The sequence below is a fragment of the Sphingobacterium sp. UBA5996 genome, assembly GCF_002429765.1.
Taxonomy (GTDB): Bacteria; Bacteroidota; Bacteroidia; order Sphingobacteriales; family Sphingobacteriaceae; genus Sphingobacterium.
Genome location: NZ_DJAS01000004.1, coordinates 80,484 through 97,488, shown reverse-complemented (window position 1 = coordinate 97,488; position 17,005 = coordinate 80,484). Strand labels below are relative to the sequence as shown.

Here is a 17,005-nt window from a genome sequence, read left to right as displayed (position 1 = left end):
AATGACTTTAACAAAATACATATTGACGAGCCTAATGGCGAGCGCAATGTTGTCAAGTTTCCACGCCTGTAAACCCAAAGGAGCGGGATCCGCCGTGAGTGGCGATGCCGCCGAGAAGGTGTATGTTGCCCCAGGGAAATACGATGAATTTTACAATTTTGTATCTGGGGGATTTAGTGGACAGCTCTCCGTTTACGGACTTCCATCCGGCAGATTACTGCGTGTAATCCCCGTTTTTTCACTAGACCCTGAAAAGGGCTGGGGCTTTAGTGAAGAGACTAAACCGATGCTCGAAACGTCCCATGGCAATGTACCCTGGGACGATTTACACCATGTGCAGCTTTCCAAAACAGATGGAAACTACGACGGTCGTTGGGTATTTGTCAATGCTAACAATACCCCCCGTATTGCCCGGATCGATCTGACAACTTTTCGTACGGCAGAAGTCCTCGAGCTCCCGAATAGCGGTGGAAACCACTCCTCACCTTATATAACTGAAAACACCGAATATGTTGTCGCAGGAACCCGATTTTCGGTACCGCTTGACGGCGAGTCTGGCGATGTACCTATCAATACCTTCAAAAAGAATTTTCGCGGAACATTGAGTTTTGTCAGCGTAAGCAAGGATAATGGCAACATGGAATTAGCTTTTCAGATTGAGACACCCGGTGTAAACTATGACCTGAGCCGAGCCGGTAAAGGGACTTCTCACGGCTGGTTTTTCTTCTCCACCTACAATACTGAACAGGCAAATACATTGCTGGAAGTTAATGCTTCCAAAAATGATAAGGACTTTATATTAGCCGTCAACTGGAAAAAAGCCGAAGAATATTTGAAAGCCGGAAGGGGGAGAAAGGTAACTGGTTTGAAGTATGCCCATAACACTTACGACGAGAAGTCCCATACTGCGAAGACAACATTCAACACAGAAACTGTCGTATTGAAGGCGGAGGAACTGGAGGGGCTATGCTACTATATTCCTTGTCCTAAATCTCCGCATGGTGTCGATGTTGATCCTACCGGAGAATACATTGTAGGATCGGGTAAATTGGCTGCTGTCATACCTGTATTTTCATTTGCTAAAATGCAGAAAGCAATCCAGGAAAAACAATTTGAAGGTAAATTCGGTGGGATCCCAATTATAAAATACGAATCTGCACTGTATGGTGAAGTACAAAAACCTGGTTTAGGCCCACTACATACGGAATTCGATGGTAAAGGAAATGCAATTACCTCATTCTTTGTGTCCTCCGAATTGGTCAAATGGAATATTAAAGATTTAAAGGTGCTAGACCGAACACCAACATTTTACTCAACAGGTCATTTGATGATACCGGGAGGAGATACCAAAAATCCAGACGGCAAATATGTCATTGCGTATAATAAAATCACGAAAGACCGCTTTCTTCCTACTGGACCTGAGTTGGCGCAGAGCGCCCAATTGTTTGATATCTCGGGAGACAAAATGCAGTTGTTGTTAGACTTTCCGACGATTGGGGAACCGCATTATGCGCAAGCCATTAAGGCTGAGAAGGTAAAAGATAAAAGTGTGAAAATCTTTAAAATTGAAGAAAACAACAGCCCATATGTCGCCAAAGGAGATAAAGATGCACGCGTGGAGCGTAAAGGTAATCAGATACATGTATACCTGACATCCATCCGTTCACACTTCACGCCGGATAATATTGAGGGCGTACAGCTTGGCGATGAAGTCTATTTCCATGTGACCAACATTGAACAGGACTGGGATATGCCACATGGTTTTGCTGTCAAAGGTGCAAAGAATGGTGAATTGCTCATTATGCCAGGAGAGACACAGACGTTGAAATGGATTCCGGATAGAGTAGGTGTGTTTCCATTCTACTGTACTGATTTTTGTAGTGCGCTACATCAAGAGATGCAGGGTTATATCCGCATATCAAAAAAAGGAAACAACGTTCCGTTGATTTATAGTCTGGGAACCAATCAACCGCAAGAGAAGACCAATTAATATAACCTACAATGATGAAAACTACAAGTCACCTGTCAGCAGTGCATCGGATTCTTTTGATCCTGAGTGGCCTGGCCCTGGTAGCGGTCATCTTCCTACCCATCTGGCGTATTGAGCTCGACGTAGCACAATACCCAGAAGGGTTAGAACTACAGATCTACAGCAACAAGTTGGCCGGACAAGTTGATATTATCAACGGACTGAACCACTATATCGGGATGAAAACGCTGCATGCGGAAGATTTCATAGAATTTACGGTCTTGCCTTATATCATCTTATTTTTTGCGCTTGCTTTTCTGCTTACCGGTTTCGTGCAGAATAGAAAACTGCTCTATGGCTTATTCTTTTGTTTTCTGCTTTTTGGAGTCGCAGCCCTGGTTGACTTTTATATCTGGGAATATAACTATGGGCATCAGCTCGATCCATCTGCACCGATAAAAGTTCCCGGAATGTCTTATCAGCCACCACTGATCGGATACAAACAGCTTTTAAATTTTGGCGCCTATTCTATACCTGATATCGGGGGATGGATCTTTATACTCTGTGGAATTATCTTGGCCTTTTGTACAGTGCAGGAGTGGCAAAATAATAAAACCCTAAAACTAAAATAATATGAGAAACTATAAATTATTTGCGTTGATCTGTAGTAGTATATTGCTGTTTATGTGTAGTTTACAGGCCTGTCAGGGCAACAATAAACCCAAGCCTATTAAATACGGTAGCGAGCAATGTGCCCACTGTAAGATGACAATAACGGACGCGCGTTTTGGTACGCAGCTGCAGACAAAAAAGGGGCGGGTCTTTAATTTTGATGACGTACAATGTATGATCGCTTTTGTCAAAGGGAACTCGGTCAAAAAAGAAGAGATTGCCGTTTATTACCTGCCGGATTATGTTAGCCATAAGCTCATACCGGCTGAAGGTGCATATTATCTCAAAAGTGAAGGCTTGAAAAGCCCAATGCGAGGCAATGTTGCTGTATTTGAAAAACGCGTCGAACTGGATAAGGTCAAAGCAGAGATCGGTGGCACGGTGATGACCTGGAATGATCTATGGAAATAAATGAATAACAATGAAGAATCTAGCTTTAGCGTTGTACTGTGCATTGGCTTGTCTTTGGCTCGTAAACGTGCCTGTATCGGCGACAACCATTCAGGTAGGAAAGGGGCAGTCTGTCGGGACAATAAAGGCTGGCCTAGCACAAGCGAAATCAGGTGATACCGTTTTAGTAGCAGCGGGTGTGTATAAGGAGGGGAATATTGTTATTGATAAGGCAATTTTCCTGAAAGGCCTGGGAAAACCTGTGCTGGACGGCGAGAAAAAATATGAACCGCTCTCGATTAAATCGCCGGGGGTTACTGTTCAAGGCTTTTCAATACAGCATTCGGGACATTCTTCCATGAATGATATTGCCGGTATTAAAATTTACAATACAGCGCATATCAAAATTTTTGACAATGAGCTCGTGGACAATTTTTTCGGGATCTATGTGCAGAATGCGACAAACGTTGAAATACGGGGCAATATCCTCAAAGCTTTTGGTACAGCGGAACAGCTGATTGGTAATGGTATTCATGCTTGGAAATCAGATAGTTTAAGTGTTGAAAATAATGAAGTGTCAGGACATAGGGACGGTATTTATCTTGAGTTTGTGACCCATACGCGAGTACAGGGCAATCTTTCTGAAAAAAATCTGCGCTATGGTCTCCATTTTATGTTTTCCCATCAGAACAGTTACATCTCAAACACCTTTCGCAGCAATGGTGCAGGTGTAGCTGTTATGTATACCAAGCATGTCCATATGGAAAACAATAATTTCGAAGAGAATTGGGGCGATGCCGCCTATGGATTGTTGCTCAAAGATATTTCTGATAGTCAGATCATCAACAATCAGTTTAGCCGCAATACCACCGGTATTTTTATGGAAGGATCGAATCGAATCCATATTGAACATAACAATTTTAAGAGCAACGGATGGGGGCTCAAGATTCAGTCGAGCTGTATGGACAATGTGCTTAAAGACAATAATTTTCTTCAGAATACCTTTGATGTTGCTACCAATGGCACCCTTACACTCAACAGTTTTGTGCATAACTATTGGGACAAATACGAGGGATACGATCTGGATAAAGACGGATTTGGGGATATCCCTTTTCGTCCCGTAAGCCTATTCTCGATGATGGTTGAGCGCTATCCTTCGGCGATGTTACTTTTTCGAAGTTTTATGGCCATGTTGTTCGACCGGACTGAAAAGCTATTACCAAGTCTGACACCCGAGGGGCTTAAAGACGATAAGCCTCGCATGAAATCAATAAAAGTATGATTAGTATCCAGCAGTTAACGAAAAGCTTTGGCAAATTCAATGCATTAAAGGGCATTGATCTGACGTTGAATGGCGGCGAATGCGTTGCCCTAATTGGCCCCAATGGCAGTGGTAAGACCACCTTGATCAAGTCTATCCTAGGTATGGTCATGCCGAGTGCCGGACGGATCACTTTTGAAGGACAGGACATTGGACGGCAATGGGCTTATCGGAACCATATTGGCTATATGCCGCAGATCGGTCAATATCCTGAGAATATGTCCATCAAACAGGTCCTGGATATGATCAAAGATATCCGCAAACAGCCCCAGACGGATTCGGATCTTTATCAGGCTTTCGGCGTGGACAAGCTATTGGAAAAACGGATGGCGACGCTTTCCGGTGGTACAAGACAAAAAGTAAGTGCCTGTATCGCATTTATGTTTGACCCCAAGGTACTCATCCTGGACGAACCTACAGCAGGACTGGATCCTCTGTCTACCGAAATTCTCAAGGATAAAATCAAGAAAGAAATCGGACGCGGTAAACTGATCATCATCAGTTCCCATGTACTTAGTGATCTCGATGAGTTTGTATCGCAGATTGTCTTTCTGCAGGAAGGAGAGCTGAAGTTTCATAAGAGCTTGCAGCAATTAAAAGAAGATACAGGTACTGAAAAACTATCCAAAGCAATCGCTTTTTTGATGCAGAACCGCGACCTGTCTAATTAGAGAAAAGATGAATAAAATTATACGCTACGTTTTTGTGGATCTCTTGCGCAACAAGACCATTTTATGCTACACCATATTACTCTTTGTACTTTCCATGACGGTATACAGCATGGAGGACAATTATGAAAAGGGATTACTCAGTCTACTGAATATTGTGTTGTTTGTAGTTCCGCTGATGAGTATCGTTTTTTCTGGCATCTATATCTACCAGAGTTCCGAGTTTATCAATTGTCTTGTCAGCCAGCCTTTGCAACGGAAAAGCATTTGGGGCAGCCTGTATGTGGGTTTGGCAGGTGCACTCAGTTTAGCTTTTTTTATCGGGGTCGGCGTACCAACTTTTATCTATGCATTTAGCTATTCGGGTATTACTTTGGTCGGTTGCGGACTGTTACTTTCCTTGATTTTCGTTTCCATAGCGATGTGGACATCTGTATTGATCAGGGATAAGTCGAAGGGGATAGGATTGGCAATTTTGCTTTGGCTTTATTTCACGCTGCTTTTCGACGCATTGGTGCTTTTCATCCTATTTCAGTTTGCGGATTATCCCATCGAACATGGAATGATTGCACTGTCTATGCTCAATCCCATCGATATCAGTCGCATCCTTATTTTATTACAGGTGGATCTTTCCGCCATGATGGGCTATACAGGAGCGATATTTCGGGAGTTTTTCGGTAATACATTCGGCATTGCGATCACCCTGTTGGTCATGTTGCTCTGGAGCATCATTCCTCTAGGACTATCTATTCGCTATTTTAAGAAAAAGGATTTATAATAATTTATTTACCATTTAATACTATTATCATGATTAAATCACCTTTATTGGAGGTTTTCAATATAGAACCTCGACTTAAACACCCAACCATATTTGATCACTTCGATGCCCTGGATTCGGGCGAGTCATTTATTATCAAAAACGATCATGATCCCAAGCCGCTCTATTATCAGTTGTTGGGTGAACGTGGAAAGGATCTCATTTGGAATTATCTGGAATCGGGACCCGAATATTGGCAGGTTCGCCTTGGCAAACCGTTGGAAAGCGAAACACTAGAAACCGTTGGCAATATTGCGGCCACGGATATCCGCAAGGCCCAAGTTTTAAAACAGCTCGGAGTAGATTTCTGTTGCGGTGGTAAGCAGACGCTTAAGGAGGCCGCTCATAGTATTGGTCTCAATGAAATTGAATTGCGCAGACGGTTAAATCAATCCGAAGAGCTTCCTATAGCGGGGCCGCCGCTAAATTTTAAAGATTGGGATACCGATTTTTTAAGTGATTATATTAAGAATGTCCATCATCGGTATGTTCGGGAAAAAGGACCGATTATTCAGGAACTCGCACATAAAGTAGCCGATGTGCATGCACAGCAGCATCCCGAGCTGGTCAGCTTGTCCAAAGAACTCGATGCTTTTCTTGATGACCTCTATCATCATTTGGATAAAGAGGAGAAACAGCTTTTTCCGGCAATCAAGAATGAACAAGAATTGACCAGCAAACAGGTGGATCAGCTCATTCAATTTTTGATTTCAGAACACGAGGATTCAGGAAAGGAGCTTCAGCAGCTGCGCAAAATTACCGAAAACTATACATTGCCAGCCAATGCCTGTAATTCTTACACGTCATTATTTTCACAGATTGAATCATTTGAATCCGATCTTCTGCAGCATATCCATCTGGAGAATAATATTTTATTTCCAAAGTTGCTCGCGAGCTACGGTGTTCAAGTGAATTAAAAACTAGAAAAGCCATGCGGATAAACCAGCATACCAAAATTTCAGAACTCATCAGCTATAATGTCTTGAGCATTGAAGCCATTGCCGCTATTGCCAAACCCTTGCGCAAGATCCGTATTCCGGTCTTGCGTCGAATATTGGCCCCTCGGGTCTCCATAGGCGAAGCAGCAAAAATTGGCGGATGTTCGGTTGCAGATTTTCGAGCTGCGCTGGTGCCGCTCGGCTTTGTTTGGATGTCAGATGAAGCCGAGAAAACCATAAATTTATTCGATGCAGTAGAAAGGCCAAGTTGGATGGATGAAGCAGCAGTGACGGTTATATTAGATGTGAGACCCCTCTTGGAAGTGGGTCAAGATCCGTTAAAAGATATTTTTCAGTTGTATCGCTCACTCGCCGCAGGCGGGATTCTTTGCATCAGCAATTCATTTGTCCCCACTCCATTGATCAGGCGAATGGAAGATCGCCAGGTACCAAGCTATACCCACGAATGGGCGGAAGGCGAATTCAGAAGTTACTTTTATAAAAATGATACAGCTCTGTCTGTTCAGCCTGCTGAGGACGATTATATTTCATTTGTGCCGAAGGAACTTTTTGAGCAGAAATTAACGAGCCTTTCTCCGCTTCATCTGGTTACATTGGATGTCAGCGAACTTCCTATGCCACAGCCGATGGAATTAATTCTTGAGGCCCTTACCCAACTGAAAGCCGATGATGTGGCTTATATAAAACACCGCAAGATTCCGCTCCATCTGCTGGAAGAACTTGATCATTTATCTTATCGTATTTTCATCTATGATCGACACCCTGGAGAGGTCCATCTGTTAATTTATCCCGTAAAATAAAATGGCAAATATTTCTATTCATAAAGCACCTGAACAATATGTCGTATTGCCATTCTTTATCACTTCAGGCATTTTTTTTCTAATTTTCACGGTCCTGATCGTCATTACCGGAGGGGGGCTCTTTGGACACCATTTTCAACCTAAAGTGCTGGCTATTGTCCACAGTCTAGCACTGGGATGGGGGACGATGGTCATTTATGGGGCGGCTTATCAGCTGGTGCCGGTTATTTTCGAACGTCCGCTTAGCTCTTCCCGATTGGCATTTTCCACTTATATCCTATTGACATTGGGAACCTGCTTGTTGGTTTATAGTTTCTGGCATTTCAAGATCGGTTTACTCATGTGTCTTGGAGGTTTATTGATTACCCTCAGCTCCTACCTATACTTCTATACGCTGTGGATGACTACTAAAGATGTGGAGCACCTATTTGAACTACGCCTTTACTTTACGCTATCGGCCTTTTGGCTTTGTTTTACCACAACCTTAGGCCTTTTGCTCGCCATTAATTTATTTCATGGTTTTCTAACTAAAAGTCACCTCGATATTCTAAAGCTACATGCCCACGTTGGTATTGTTGGTTGGTTTTTGCAACTGATCCTGGGAGCAGGAGCAAAGATGCTGCCCATGTTTCTGTTGGGGCGATCTGCCAAAACAAAGTGGCTCTATGTTTCGATCATTTTGATAAACCTTGGCTTGGTCCTTTTTTTATTGGACGGCTATACTCATCCTGTGGGATTAAGATCTCTTATTTTTGGAGTAATTGTGTTATTGGGAGTTATATGCTGGGCTGTTTTTGTTGTAGACTGTTATATACACCGTGCACGTAAGATTTTGGATATTCCAATGAAACATAGTTTCATTTCCTTTTTGAGTTTACTTTTCGCTTTCTTCACATTGCCTATGGTTGTGCAGCAGCAGTTTGGTAGTTGGGTTAATTTATATTTCGTATGGTTATTTTTTGGATGGATAACAGGCCTTATTTTGGGAATGACTTTTAAGACCCTGCCTTTTATGATCTGGAACTGGCGCTATAAAGATCTCAATGGAACCAAAAAAATACCTATGCCTAAGGAGCTTTATAGTCAGCGGCTGCTTTCGATACAATATTACCTTTACCTATTGGCACTTTTTGTTATGGCCATTGCTGTGGCCTTTAAATTCAAGTGGCTACTGAATTGTGCTGCCTGGACTTGGGTAGCACTAGCCGTTGTATATGTTTTTAATATCGTTAAAGTAGTTTTTCATCGAAGAACACTATAAATAAAGTATGCATCAGTTTGTATAATGAATGAAAGATAATATGAAAATTGATCTAACAAAACCCGAGGCCTTTGAGGAGTTAAAAGCTGTTCAGGCATTGATGCTTGTGATGGATCCCGAACTGGGAATCAATATCGTAGATATGGGTTTAATTTATCATCTTGATTTAACTGATCCGAGTTGCATTGTCGTAACCATGACATTATCTTCTGCATATTGCCCAATGGGTGACTCTATCGTTCAAGGTGTTGAAAACACATTGCAACAGCAATTCCCAAATAAAGCCATAGTTATCAATCTCGTTTGGGAGCCTATTTGGACGCCGGATCGGATCAGTGAGGAGGGAAAGATCCTATTGGATCGCGGATGATCTGATTAAGAATAAATTCAACTTTCCATACGCATCATTAAAGGAGTTCCCTAATCGCTGGTCTGCGGCCTGAGGTTTGTATGCTACCGTAAATATTTGTCGATGTAAATATTTAGCATTGCCTTTTTGTACGGATTAAGACCTTCGGAAACGGCTGAAATTTCCTTCTGAAATTCCGATTCTCTATTCAGTTTTCTGTATTCTCTTGCTAATTCAAGCCTGATTCTCATCAATTTTTAAATTTGAACAATCATCAAGACTGACCTAGTGAATTTAGAGCGCGAGGGTAATACCCCATCTACACGGTCAAATACCTGTCGGTCTCCGTATAAACCTCCCTTTGCACAATATACTTACCTGTATATTTATTTCATAGCGCATGCGGCATTTTTTTTGGAGCGTATTGTCACCATTAAGGGTAAAACTGAAGATATAAAACTATGGGCTTACAAATAAGTGACGTAAAGGGAATAAGTAACCTGGCATTGGGAATAGGAAATACGCAATTAACATCGCTATCTTCGCTCAGTTCCAGTCTAGGTATGCAAATCTATGCGAAGATGGAAATGGGTAATCCTAGTGGTAGTGTAAAAGATAGGTCGGCTACAAACATTTTACTTGAAGCCATTCGAAAAGGTGATATTAATAACGAAACGACTATTATTGAATCTTCCTCTGGAAATATGGGTATTGCACTGGCGCGGCTCTGTAAGTTGCTTTGCCTCGATTCTTATATTGTTGTAGACCCGCATATTAACCAGCACGCAAGGAAACTTTTGAATGCTTTCGGTGCAAATATCGTCGAGGTAAATGAGAAAGATGAGAATCAGGGTTACCTCGGCAACCGTCTAAAAAAAGTGCAGGACCTTTTGGATAAAGTTCCCAATAGTTATTGGACGAATCAGTACGGTAATCCAAATGTGCATATTGCGCATGAAGGTATATTTCGTGAAGTAACCAGTCAACTCCATGCCGCCCCCGACTATATGCTGGTTGCCACCAGTACATGTGGTACAATCCGCGGCATTGCCGACGCGATTGAGAAAGCATCTGCTACCACCAAGTTGATTGCCGTTGACGCAGTGGGTAGCATTCTTTTTAAAAATAAGCCGAACGCTAGAAATATTCCGGGAATGGGAGCAAGCCATCCCTCTGCGTTTTTGCAAAAGCATCAGATTGATCATTATACATTAGTCTCAGATCTTGAAGCTGTAAAAGGTTGTCAATTGTTGCGCGAACGCGAAGGTATGCTCATCGGAGGCTCTTCTGGAGCGCTAGTAGCTGCACTCCATAAATTAAAAAAGCAGATCCCGACAAACTCTTCAGTAGTGCTGCTTTTCCCGGATAGTGGCGAGCGCTATCTCGATACCATATACAATGAGGAATGGGTAGAGCAGACATTTAAAGAAGTATTGGTATGATTTGGAATACGCAACACATTAATCCACAACGAGACCTATATTCCTATTATCAAGAACGAGAGCAAAAAAAATTGCAGCCACACGGGGATAATACAATTGCCATTGTTGGGGGTGGGCCGAAGGGTTTGTATGGACTCAATCATTTCATTAACCGTATGCGTCTCCACCAAGCTACAAAACCCTGTAAAGTTTTATGGTTCAACAGAGATGAACTATTTGGTTGCGGCCCAAACTACAGTATACACCAACCTGATTACCTGTTAATTAATTACTGTATTGGCCATTTGAATGCTTTTCATGATAAGTATAGTCAGAAAGAAGATCAACAAAGTTTTATGGAGTGGCTCAGTAAGGTGAAGTGTATAGATACAGATGTCCAGCCAACTGACTTTGCTTCGAGAGCTTTGGTGGGCTATTATTTGCAGTGGGTAGCTAAGGAGACGATGCGGCAGCTCCCCGCAAATGTCCAACTTCAGCTTATCGCAGAACCTGTTGTGGCAATAGCGGAACAGCATTCTAAGGCAAGGATTGAAACCAACACGGGGAGTTGGGATGTTGCAAGTATATTGCTCGCTACAGGACATTGTTACAATAACACGCCGCTAATCACTGAATCTGAAGTCACAATGGCAAATTTTATCAGAAGTCCATATCCGGTGTCAAAATATGATGATATTACTTCTGATGCCCAAGTAGGTATTACCGGCATGGGACTTACTTTCATCGACATTGCATTGGCTCTTACTGAAGGACGCGGCGGCACCTTTGATGATAACGGAGAATATTGTCCTTCAGGAAAGGAACCATTGATCTATTCATTTTCAAGAACTTCCCTACCTATACTTTGTCGTGGTCCACAGTATCAAGAAAAACGTTCGCTATATTTATTAAATGCTTCGAAGTTTAAATTATGGATGCAACAGTCTACAAAAATTGATTTTGAGAAAGATATGCTCCCAATAATCGAGCAGGAAATTCAACTTCGTTATTATGCTGTCCAATTCAACGAGAACGACCTCGAACGTCTACAAAGCTTAATAAATGCGATCCCTTTACAACAACGTTTTACATTACATAAACTTTTAAAACCCAACTTAACGAATGAGAAGGAAATATTGCGCTATATCGAGAATAATATTGAGGAGGCGCAGCAAGGTGAACAGAATAGCCCATTAATGGCGGCTGCTTCGGTGTGGTCTGAGATATGTCCATATATTGCTGAATTATATTCTTCCGTAGGGTTTACCGGCAATTCGCAACAGCAGTTGGATCAGTATTATTTCGGTGCTTTCAACCGCGTAAGCTATGGTCCGCCGATTGCCAATATGGAAAAAATATTAGCCTTGGCAAGAGCGGGTATCATCCGTTTCTTGCCTTTAAAAAAGCCGACCATTCGATGGCAAGAAGTGGGGAGTGTTTTCGTCGTTTGTGACGAAAATGGAAAAGCTACATCTTTTAATACCTTAATCGATGCACGCATAGGCAGACCCTCCTTACATCAGCATAATGCTGCTTTATATGATACACTTTTAAGCCAAGGGCTAATTTGTCCCCATCGAAATGAATCTTATTTTCCTGGTACTTTGTCCATGGATCAGCGTGGCAAGTGCAATACCTTGGCCAAGGTGCCCATTTACTGCTATGGGGCTAATACCGAAGGCGTATTCTTCGACAACGACACCTTGTCACGAACAAAAAACGATACTTCCTGTTATTGGGTAGACGATACAATCCGAACACTATAGAAACACAGCATGAACACCACTTTTTTTTCTTTAACACCTATTCTGCATCCTTGGGTAAATCATCTTACCAAAGAGCCCCAAGAACTTTTTGAACGAATTGAACAATACGGATCACCAGTCAATATACATCACTTTAAGCCTTTAAATGAAAATATCCATGCTTATCAAGCTGTGCTGAATAAGTATAATGTCATTCACAAGATATTCTTCGCCCGTAAAGCAAATAAATGCCTGCAACTCGCTCAAACCGTAGCGGATGCCGGCCAAGGCGTGGATACCGCAAGCCTTAGGGAACTACAGCAATGCCTTGATGCGGGAATAGCCAGTGAGCAACTCGTGCTGACTGCTGCAGTCAAAAATCGACAACTCCTTGAATTGGCATTAAAGTATAATGTTACCGTTGTACTGGATAACGAAGATGAATTGCAATTGGCACAGGATGTTGCCGCAACATTTGGGAAACCTATGCTGATTAATATACGTGTGGGAGGATTTCTTGTCAATGGCCAACGACTACCAACACGTTTTGGCTTTACTATCGATAGCGTTGCAGAACGCATAAAACGTTTGGCAGAAAGCTATCCTCAGGTCAAATACAACGGGCTGCATTTTCATCTTAATGGCTATTCAATTGACGAACGTGTTGCTGCCATTGAACAGTCAGTACAGGTGATTGATGAATTGCATGACTTAGGAATACACACGCGATCTCTCGATATTGGCGGGGGTATCCTGATGAATTATCTTAAATCGGAACAAGAATGGTTATCCTTTCATACAGCACTACGTGAAGCCTTGCTAGGAAATCGACCTGAACTTACTTACCAGAATGATGCCTTAGGTATGGTCAAGATCGAGGATAAGCTTTATGGCGAACCTACTGTATATCCATATTTCAATGAGATCCACAAGGAAAAATTATTAGAGCAGATTCTTACAGCCCGTTCCAGCATCTATGGACTCCCAATACACCGACTCTTTACAGATCGGAGGCTGGAATTACGCATGGAACCTGGTCGTTCATTGTTGGATCAAGTAGGTTGTACGGTGGCAAAGGTGGCCTTTCGTAAGAAAGATAGCGAGGGTCGTCTGCTTGTGGGTTTGGAAATGAACCGTACACAGCTGCGTAGTTCGAGTGCCGACTTTTTATTGGATCCTCTTCATCTACCCAAACAGCAAGGTGATGATTCAGATGAACCCTGTTATGCATATCTTGTCGGCAGTTATTGTCTCGAACAAGAGTTGATTCTCAAACGACAAATTAAGCTGCAGAAATATCCCGAAATTGGAGATCTTATCCTTTTTCCCAACACAGCGGGTTACATGATGCATTTTTACGAATCGGAAGCACACCTCTTCGAACTTGCAAAGAATGTATTCATCTAGTCAACATTTAAAGATTTCTATGAAGTAGCTAGATGTAGCCCCCGAGTTCCCTAATAGTGTGGTTAAAGCCGCCTTACTGACATTAGCAATATTTTCTTATGGTAATTGAATATTTAAAACAAATCACAAATGCTAGTTGTCGATTATTAAACGGTGGAGTAGGCAGATAAAACTTTAGGTAAGTTTAAATGAGTGTATTGGAATCGGATATGCAGAATAACGAGTATACAAATCTTTTTGGACATGCGAGGCTACTAAAGCAAAGTTTATGAACATTAAAGCAAAAACAGGGAAAGAGTTTTTTACAGATGGCTTACTACGTCGAAGTCGAATCATCATTGGCATTATGCTGTCGGTAACACTTATACTTCCGGTTGTTTTTTTCATCGGTACAATGATGGAAACGATGTCTTATGGAAAAGCAGTTTTGGGTGACGATCGTTATAATGCAAGGATAAGCGACAGCTATATTTATGCATTGGTTCTTTTAGGCTTTGCCTTAATGATTGTTACTCCAGTCATTTTTTTTGTTAAAAAAATGACCAATAATTATCTGCAGTCAATTAATTCGCTGTCAGAAACAGATATGGAAAAGCTGATAAAGGTCAATAATATGGCTCCGTTTTATGAGAAATTTATGCCATCTTATATAATAAAAGAGGGTACTGTGTGCTTTTTTTATCTATTTAAGCATACTACCATTTTTTTTAAAGATATAGTCGCCATTAACGTAAAACATTCTTATTACAAGGGATATACTGCTTCGGTATATATCCAAACGATAGCAAAGACTTATCGTTTTCGCCTATTCGGTAACGTTTTTATAGTGAAAAATCTAACCGATGAAGCCGTGAAAAGCAATCCCGAGATAATTTTAAATAAAGATTGGAATATAGCATAATAGCGTGGATGTAAAGTTATTCGTTAGTTATCGCCTTGCGGTGCATCAATAACCATTCATAAATCCAGGGCTCAGTTTCATAGAGGTACTGGATGCTGTGACCTTTTCCTGTAAGACGGTGGAAAATAATTTCACCATTGCACTCCTCTAGAGAGTTGACTATCCTTTCTGTTTCATATATGGAGATTTGGTCATCCGCCGTTCCGTGATAGGTCAGGATGGGGATGTCTCTGAGCGTGCAAATGCGAGTAGTATCGCTATCATTTATTCCTCCACACAATGGGAGAATTGCCGCAATTTTTTCGGGATGATCCAGTGCTGCAGCGTAGGTTCCATATCCACCCATACTTATTCCAGTCACATAAACACGACTCTTGTCGATGCGGTAGTTTGAGGTTATTTCATTTTAAAGCGAGTCGAACCAATTTTCCGTAGACCAATATCTACCCTCCGGACATTGTGGTGCAACCATTACAAAATCAAATTCCTTTCCTTGATCTACTAAATACGGTAAGCCATAAATCTTCAATTTTTCAAGATCATCGCCCTTTTGAGATCCTCCGTGAAGATAGATAACCAATGGATGTGTGGACGTATCTGTATGGTAATTTTTAGGGAGATAGGTTAGGTGTTTATAATTGACTTTTAGCTTTTCTTGGGCAATAGACTGTGATGTAAAGAGAGCGACAACGATTATTGCGATCAGTTGAGGATAAAGATAGAACATCTTACTATAAATTTTGATGGGTTCTTGACAAGTCATACTGGAAGAAGATGAGAAGTTTACTGCAATCTATTCATGTTTTTACCGCAATATCATTCCTATCCTTTCCCGTTCTTTATCCGATAGGGGGATTGCCTGCTCAATGATGGGTAATATCTCTGCTTTACGATCTGTTTGTAGCAAGAGATCCAAGAAGCCTAAGTATGTCCTAATTAAATCAGCTTTGATACCGACAAAAGCACGTGGATTAGCAATGTATAGCTCCTGCACCAGCTGGAGTAACTTGGCCTTACGATCGCTATCAGAATCAGCATGCCCGTAGTGGGGTAAAAGATTCTTCTGTGTGAGTTCTTCTAATTTGATATCCACCGCTTTTTCGCGGACATATTTCTTCTGTTTTCTTTCCAGCATATCACGTAATTCAGCTAAGAGCTTGCGATACACTACTTGTTGTTCTTTCTCGCTGAATAAGTTTCCTTCAGTAGATAGCGTCATATCTGACATTTCAAAACTGTCAAAAAAAGCCGACTCTACATAAACCGAATGGTGAAATTCAATAGCATTATTATTAAAACTACTCAGCAGTTTGGTTACCTCCACTTTATGACTGTTCAGGAAATAATAATAGTAACGGTCCCCAATAGAATATTTCCATCGGATATAATTAATCTTAAATACGAACGAATTCTCTTGGGGACTATATATCGTGACTGAGGTTTCATCGGTCTCCTGAATCAGCTGCTGATAGGCGATCGGATTACCATTTATGGTGATATTGTAGCCCATCTCCTTATTTAGATACAAGAACCAGCCAAATTCCTGTGCTAGAAAATCCTTAAAATCTTGCGACTCGAATGTCATAGCATTTAGGCCAAATATTCCATCGAGTAAAACAGTAGTTCCTGTATGCTGGTACTGGGATGGGAGCGATTCGGAGCTATCGTATGTTTCTTTAGTATCTCTATTTATGGTTAATGTGTACGCTATCAGACCCTGATGCTGCGCCACCACAGTATGCCAAGTGGCACGGGTGGCAAAAAGGGAAAATGAGAATCGCCCTTTTCCCTTTTTGCCCCGTGTATAGGAAGTACGTTTGGGTTGCGCTTTTTTGAGTGAATCCAGAAAGTTGCCAAATGAATAGTCCAATGTATCCGGTGCTATACCTTCTCCATTATCACTGATGCTAATGTGTTCGATGTAGCCAAGTTCATTACTCCTAATAGCAATGGATACTGCTGTAGCCTTAGCATCAAATCCATTCCATATATATTCAGCAATGGCTTGCTTAGCATCCTTTGGTAAACCCGCGGATTCTATGCTTGCATTTGTGATCTTTGTACTATTCCTCATGATAATTGACCTTTATGTCAAATCTATTAAAATTATCATTTATTTTATAATTCTACTAAAGAAAATAGTAATTAGACAATATTTCAGAATTCTTCATCTTGAAGCATATGAAAGACTAGGTGCTCCTTGCGGAATTGGCAGGCTATATGGTCGCTAAAGTAACTTTGAGATTTGAAAACTTCACCAATACCTACATGGTCATCTTGGAGTGCGACGGTAAAACTATACGTTTGGGAAGGTACAGGTTGGTA

17 protein-coding genes are annotated in these 17,005 nt (G+C 41.5%); 14 read left to right on the top strand and 3 right to left on the bottom strand.

The window, feature by feature from the left end:
- Window position 1 precedes the first annotated feature (1 nt).
- The 14 genes from nosZ (at window position 2) to B3E00_RS03385 (ending at window position 14,680) form a co-directional block, all read left to right on the top strand.
- A complete protein-coding gene (nosZ, locus tag B3E00_RS03450; protein WP_293885454.1) occupies window positions 2-1,990 on the top strand; it encodes a Sec-dependent nitrous-oxide reductase in 1,989 nt (662 codons plus the stop codon).
- An 11-nt stretch (window positions 1,991-2,001) separates the two neighbouring features.
- Complete coding sequence (locus B3E00_RS03445; protein WP_293936940.1) at window positions 2,002-2,601, top strand: hypothetical protein; 600 nt, start codon at window positions 2,002-2,004, stop codon at window positions 2,599-2,601.
- Window position 2,602: 1 nt separating this feature from the next.
- A complete protein-coding gene (locus B3E00_RS03440; RefSeq protein ID WP_293885458.1) occupies window positions 2,603-3,052 on the top strand; it encodes a nitrous oxide reductase accessory protein NosL in 450 nt (149 codons plus the stop codon).
- Window positions 3,053-3,062: 10 nt separating this feature from the next.
- Complete coding sequence (locus tag B3E00_RS03435) at window positions 3,063-4,313, top strand: nitrous oxide reductase family maturation protein NosD (protein ID WP_293885460.1); 1,251 nt, start codon at window positions 3,063-3,065, stop codon at window positions 4,311-4,313.
- A complete protein-coding gene (locus tag B3E00_RS03430; protein ID WP_293885462.1) occupies window positions 4,310-5,023 on the top strand; it encodes an ABC transporter ATP-binding protein in 714 nt (237 codons plus the stop codon). Before B3E00_RS03435 ends, B3E00_RS03430 begins: the two co-directional genes overlap by 4 nt.
- Before the next feature lie 7 nt (window positions 5,024-5,030).
- Window positions 5,031-5,798 (top strand): ABC transporter permease subunit, encoded by a 768-nt coding sequence (locus tag B3E00_RS03425; RefSeq protein ID WP_293885464.1) that lies wholly within the window; start codon window positions 5,031-5,033, stop codon window positions 5,796-5,798.
- 29 nt (window positions 5,799-5,827) lie between these two features.
- Window positions 5,828-6,754: an iron-sulfur cluster repair di-iron protein gene (gene ric / locus B3E00_RS03420; protein WP_293885466.1), complete on the top strand. Its 927-nt coding sequence runs from the start codon at window positions 5,828-5,830 to the stop codon at window positions 6,752-6,754.
- A gap of 14 nt (window positions 6,755-6,768) precedes the next feature.
- The gene (locus B3E00_RS03415; RefSeq protein ID WP_293885468.1) at window positions 6,769-7,596 is read left to right on the top strand and encodes a DUF2249 domain-containing protein; all 828 of its coding nucleotides are present in this window, start codon (window positions 6,769-6,771) and stop codon (window positions 7,594-7,596) included.
- A 1-nt stretch (window position 7,597) separates the two neighbouring features.
- Window positions 7,598-8,857 carry a hypothetical protein gene (locus tag B3E00_RS03410; RefSeq protein ID WP_293885469.1) on the top strand — a complete coding sequence of 420 codons (1,260 nt, stop codon included), beginning with the start codon at window positions 7,598-7,600 and terminating at the stop codon, window positions 8,855-8,857.
- Between the two features lie 40 nt (window positions 8,858-8,897).
- Window positions 8,898-9,227 carry a metal-sulfur cluster assembly factor gene (locus B3E00_RS03405; RefSeq protein ID WP_293885470.1) on the top strand — a complete coding sequence of 110 codons (330 nt, stop codon included), beginning with the start codon at window positions 8,898-8,900 and terminating at the stop codon, window positions 9,225-9,227.
- 440 nt (window positions 9,228-9,667) lie between these two features.
- Window positions 9,668-10,648 carry a 2,3-diaminopropionate biosynthesis protein SbnA gene (gene sbnA / locus B3E00_RS03400; protein WP_293885472.1) on the top strand — a complete coding sequence of 327 codons (981 nt, stop codon included), beginning with the start codon at window positions 9,668-9,670 and terminating at the stop codon, window positions 10,646-10,648.
- Entirely contained in the window at window positions 10,645-12,393 is a 1,749-nt protein-coding gene (locus B3E00_RS03395) for an FAD/NAD(P)-binding protein (protein WP_293885474.1), read from the top strand. The genes sbnA and B3E00_RS03395 overlap by 4 nt, the downstream gene beginning before the upstream one ends.
- 9 nt (window positions 12,394-12,402) lie before the next feature.
- Entirely contained in the window at window positions 12,403-13,779 is a 1,377-nt protein-coding gene (locus tag B3E00_RS03390; RefSeq protein WP_293885476.1) for a Y4yA family PLP-dependent enzyme, read from the top strand.
- A 268-nt stretch (window positions 13,780-14,047) separates the two neighbouring features.
- Window positions 14,048-14,680, top strand: a complete 633-nt coding sequence (locus B3E00_RS03385; RefSeq protein ID WP_293885478.1) for a hypothetical protein — start codon at window positions 14,048-14,050, stop codon at window positions 14,678-14,680.
- A gap of 16 nt (window positions 14,681-14,696) precedes the next feature.
- On the opposite strand, the gene B3E00_RS03380 is transcribed toward B3E00_RS03385, so the two are convergent.
- The 3 genes from B3E00_RS03380 to B3E00_RS03370 all read right to left on the bottom strand — a co-directional run bounded on the left by B3E00_RS03380 (window position 14,697) and on the right by B3E00_RS03370 (window position 16,754).
- On the bottom strand, window positions 14,697-15,062 hold the full coding sequence (locus B3E00_RS03380; RefSeq protein WP_349681457.1) for a dienelactone hydrolase family protein: 366 nt from the start codon (window positions 15,060-15,062) through the stop codon (window positions 14,697-14,699).
- Window positions 15,063-15,086: 24 nt separating this feature from the next.
- Entirely contained in the window at window positions 15,087-15,407 is a 321-nt protein-coding gene (locus B3E00_RS03375) for a hypothetical protein (RefSeq protein ID WP_293936937.1), read from the bottom strand.
- A gap of 78 nt (window positions 15,408-15,485) precedes the next feature.
- Window positions 15,486-16,754 carry an ATP-binding protein gene (locus B3E00_RS03370; protein ID WP_293936935.1) on the bottom strand — a complete coding sequence of 423 codons (1,269 nt, stop codon included), beginning with the start codon at window positions 16,752-16,754 and terminating at the stop codon, window positions 15,486-15,488.
- Window positions 16,755-17,005 lie beyond the last annotated feature (251 nt).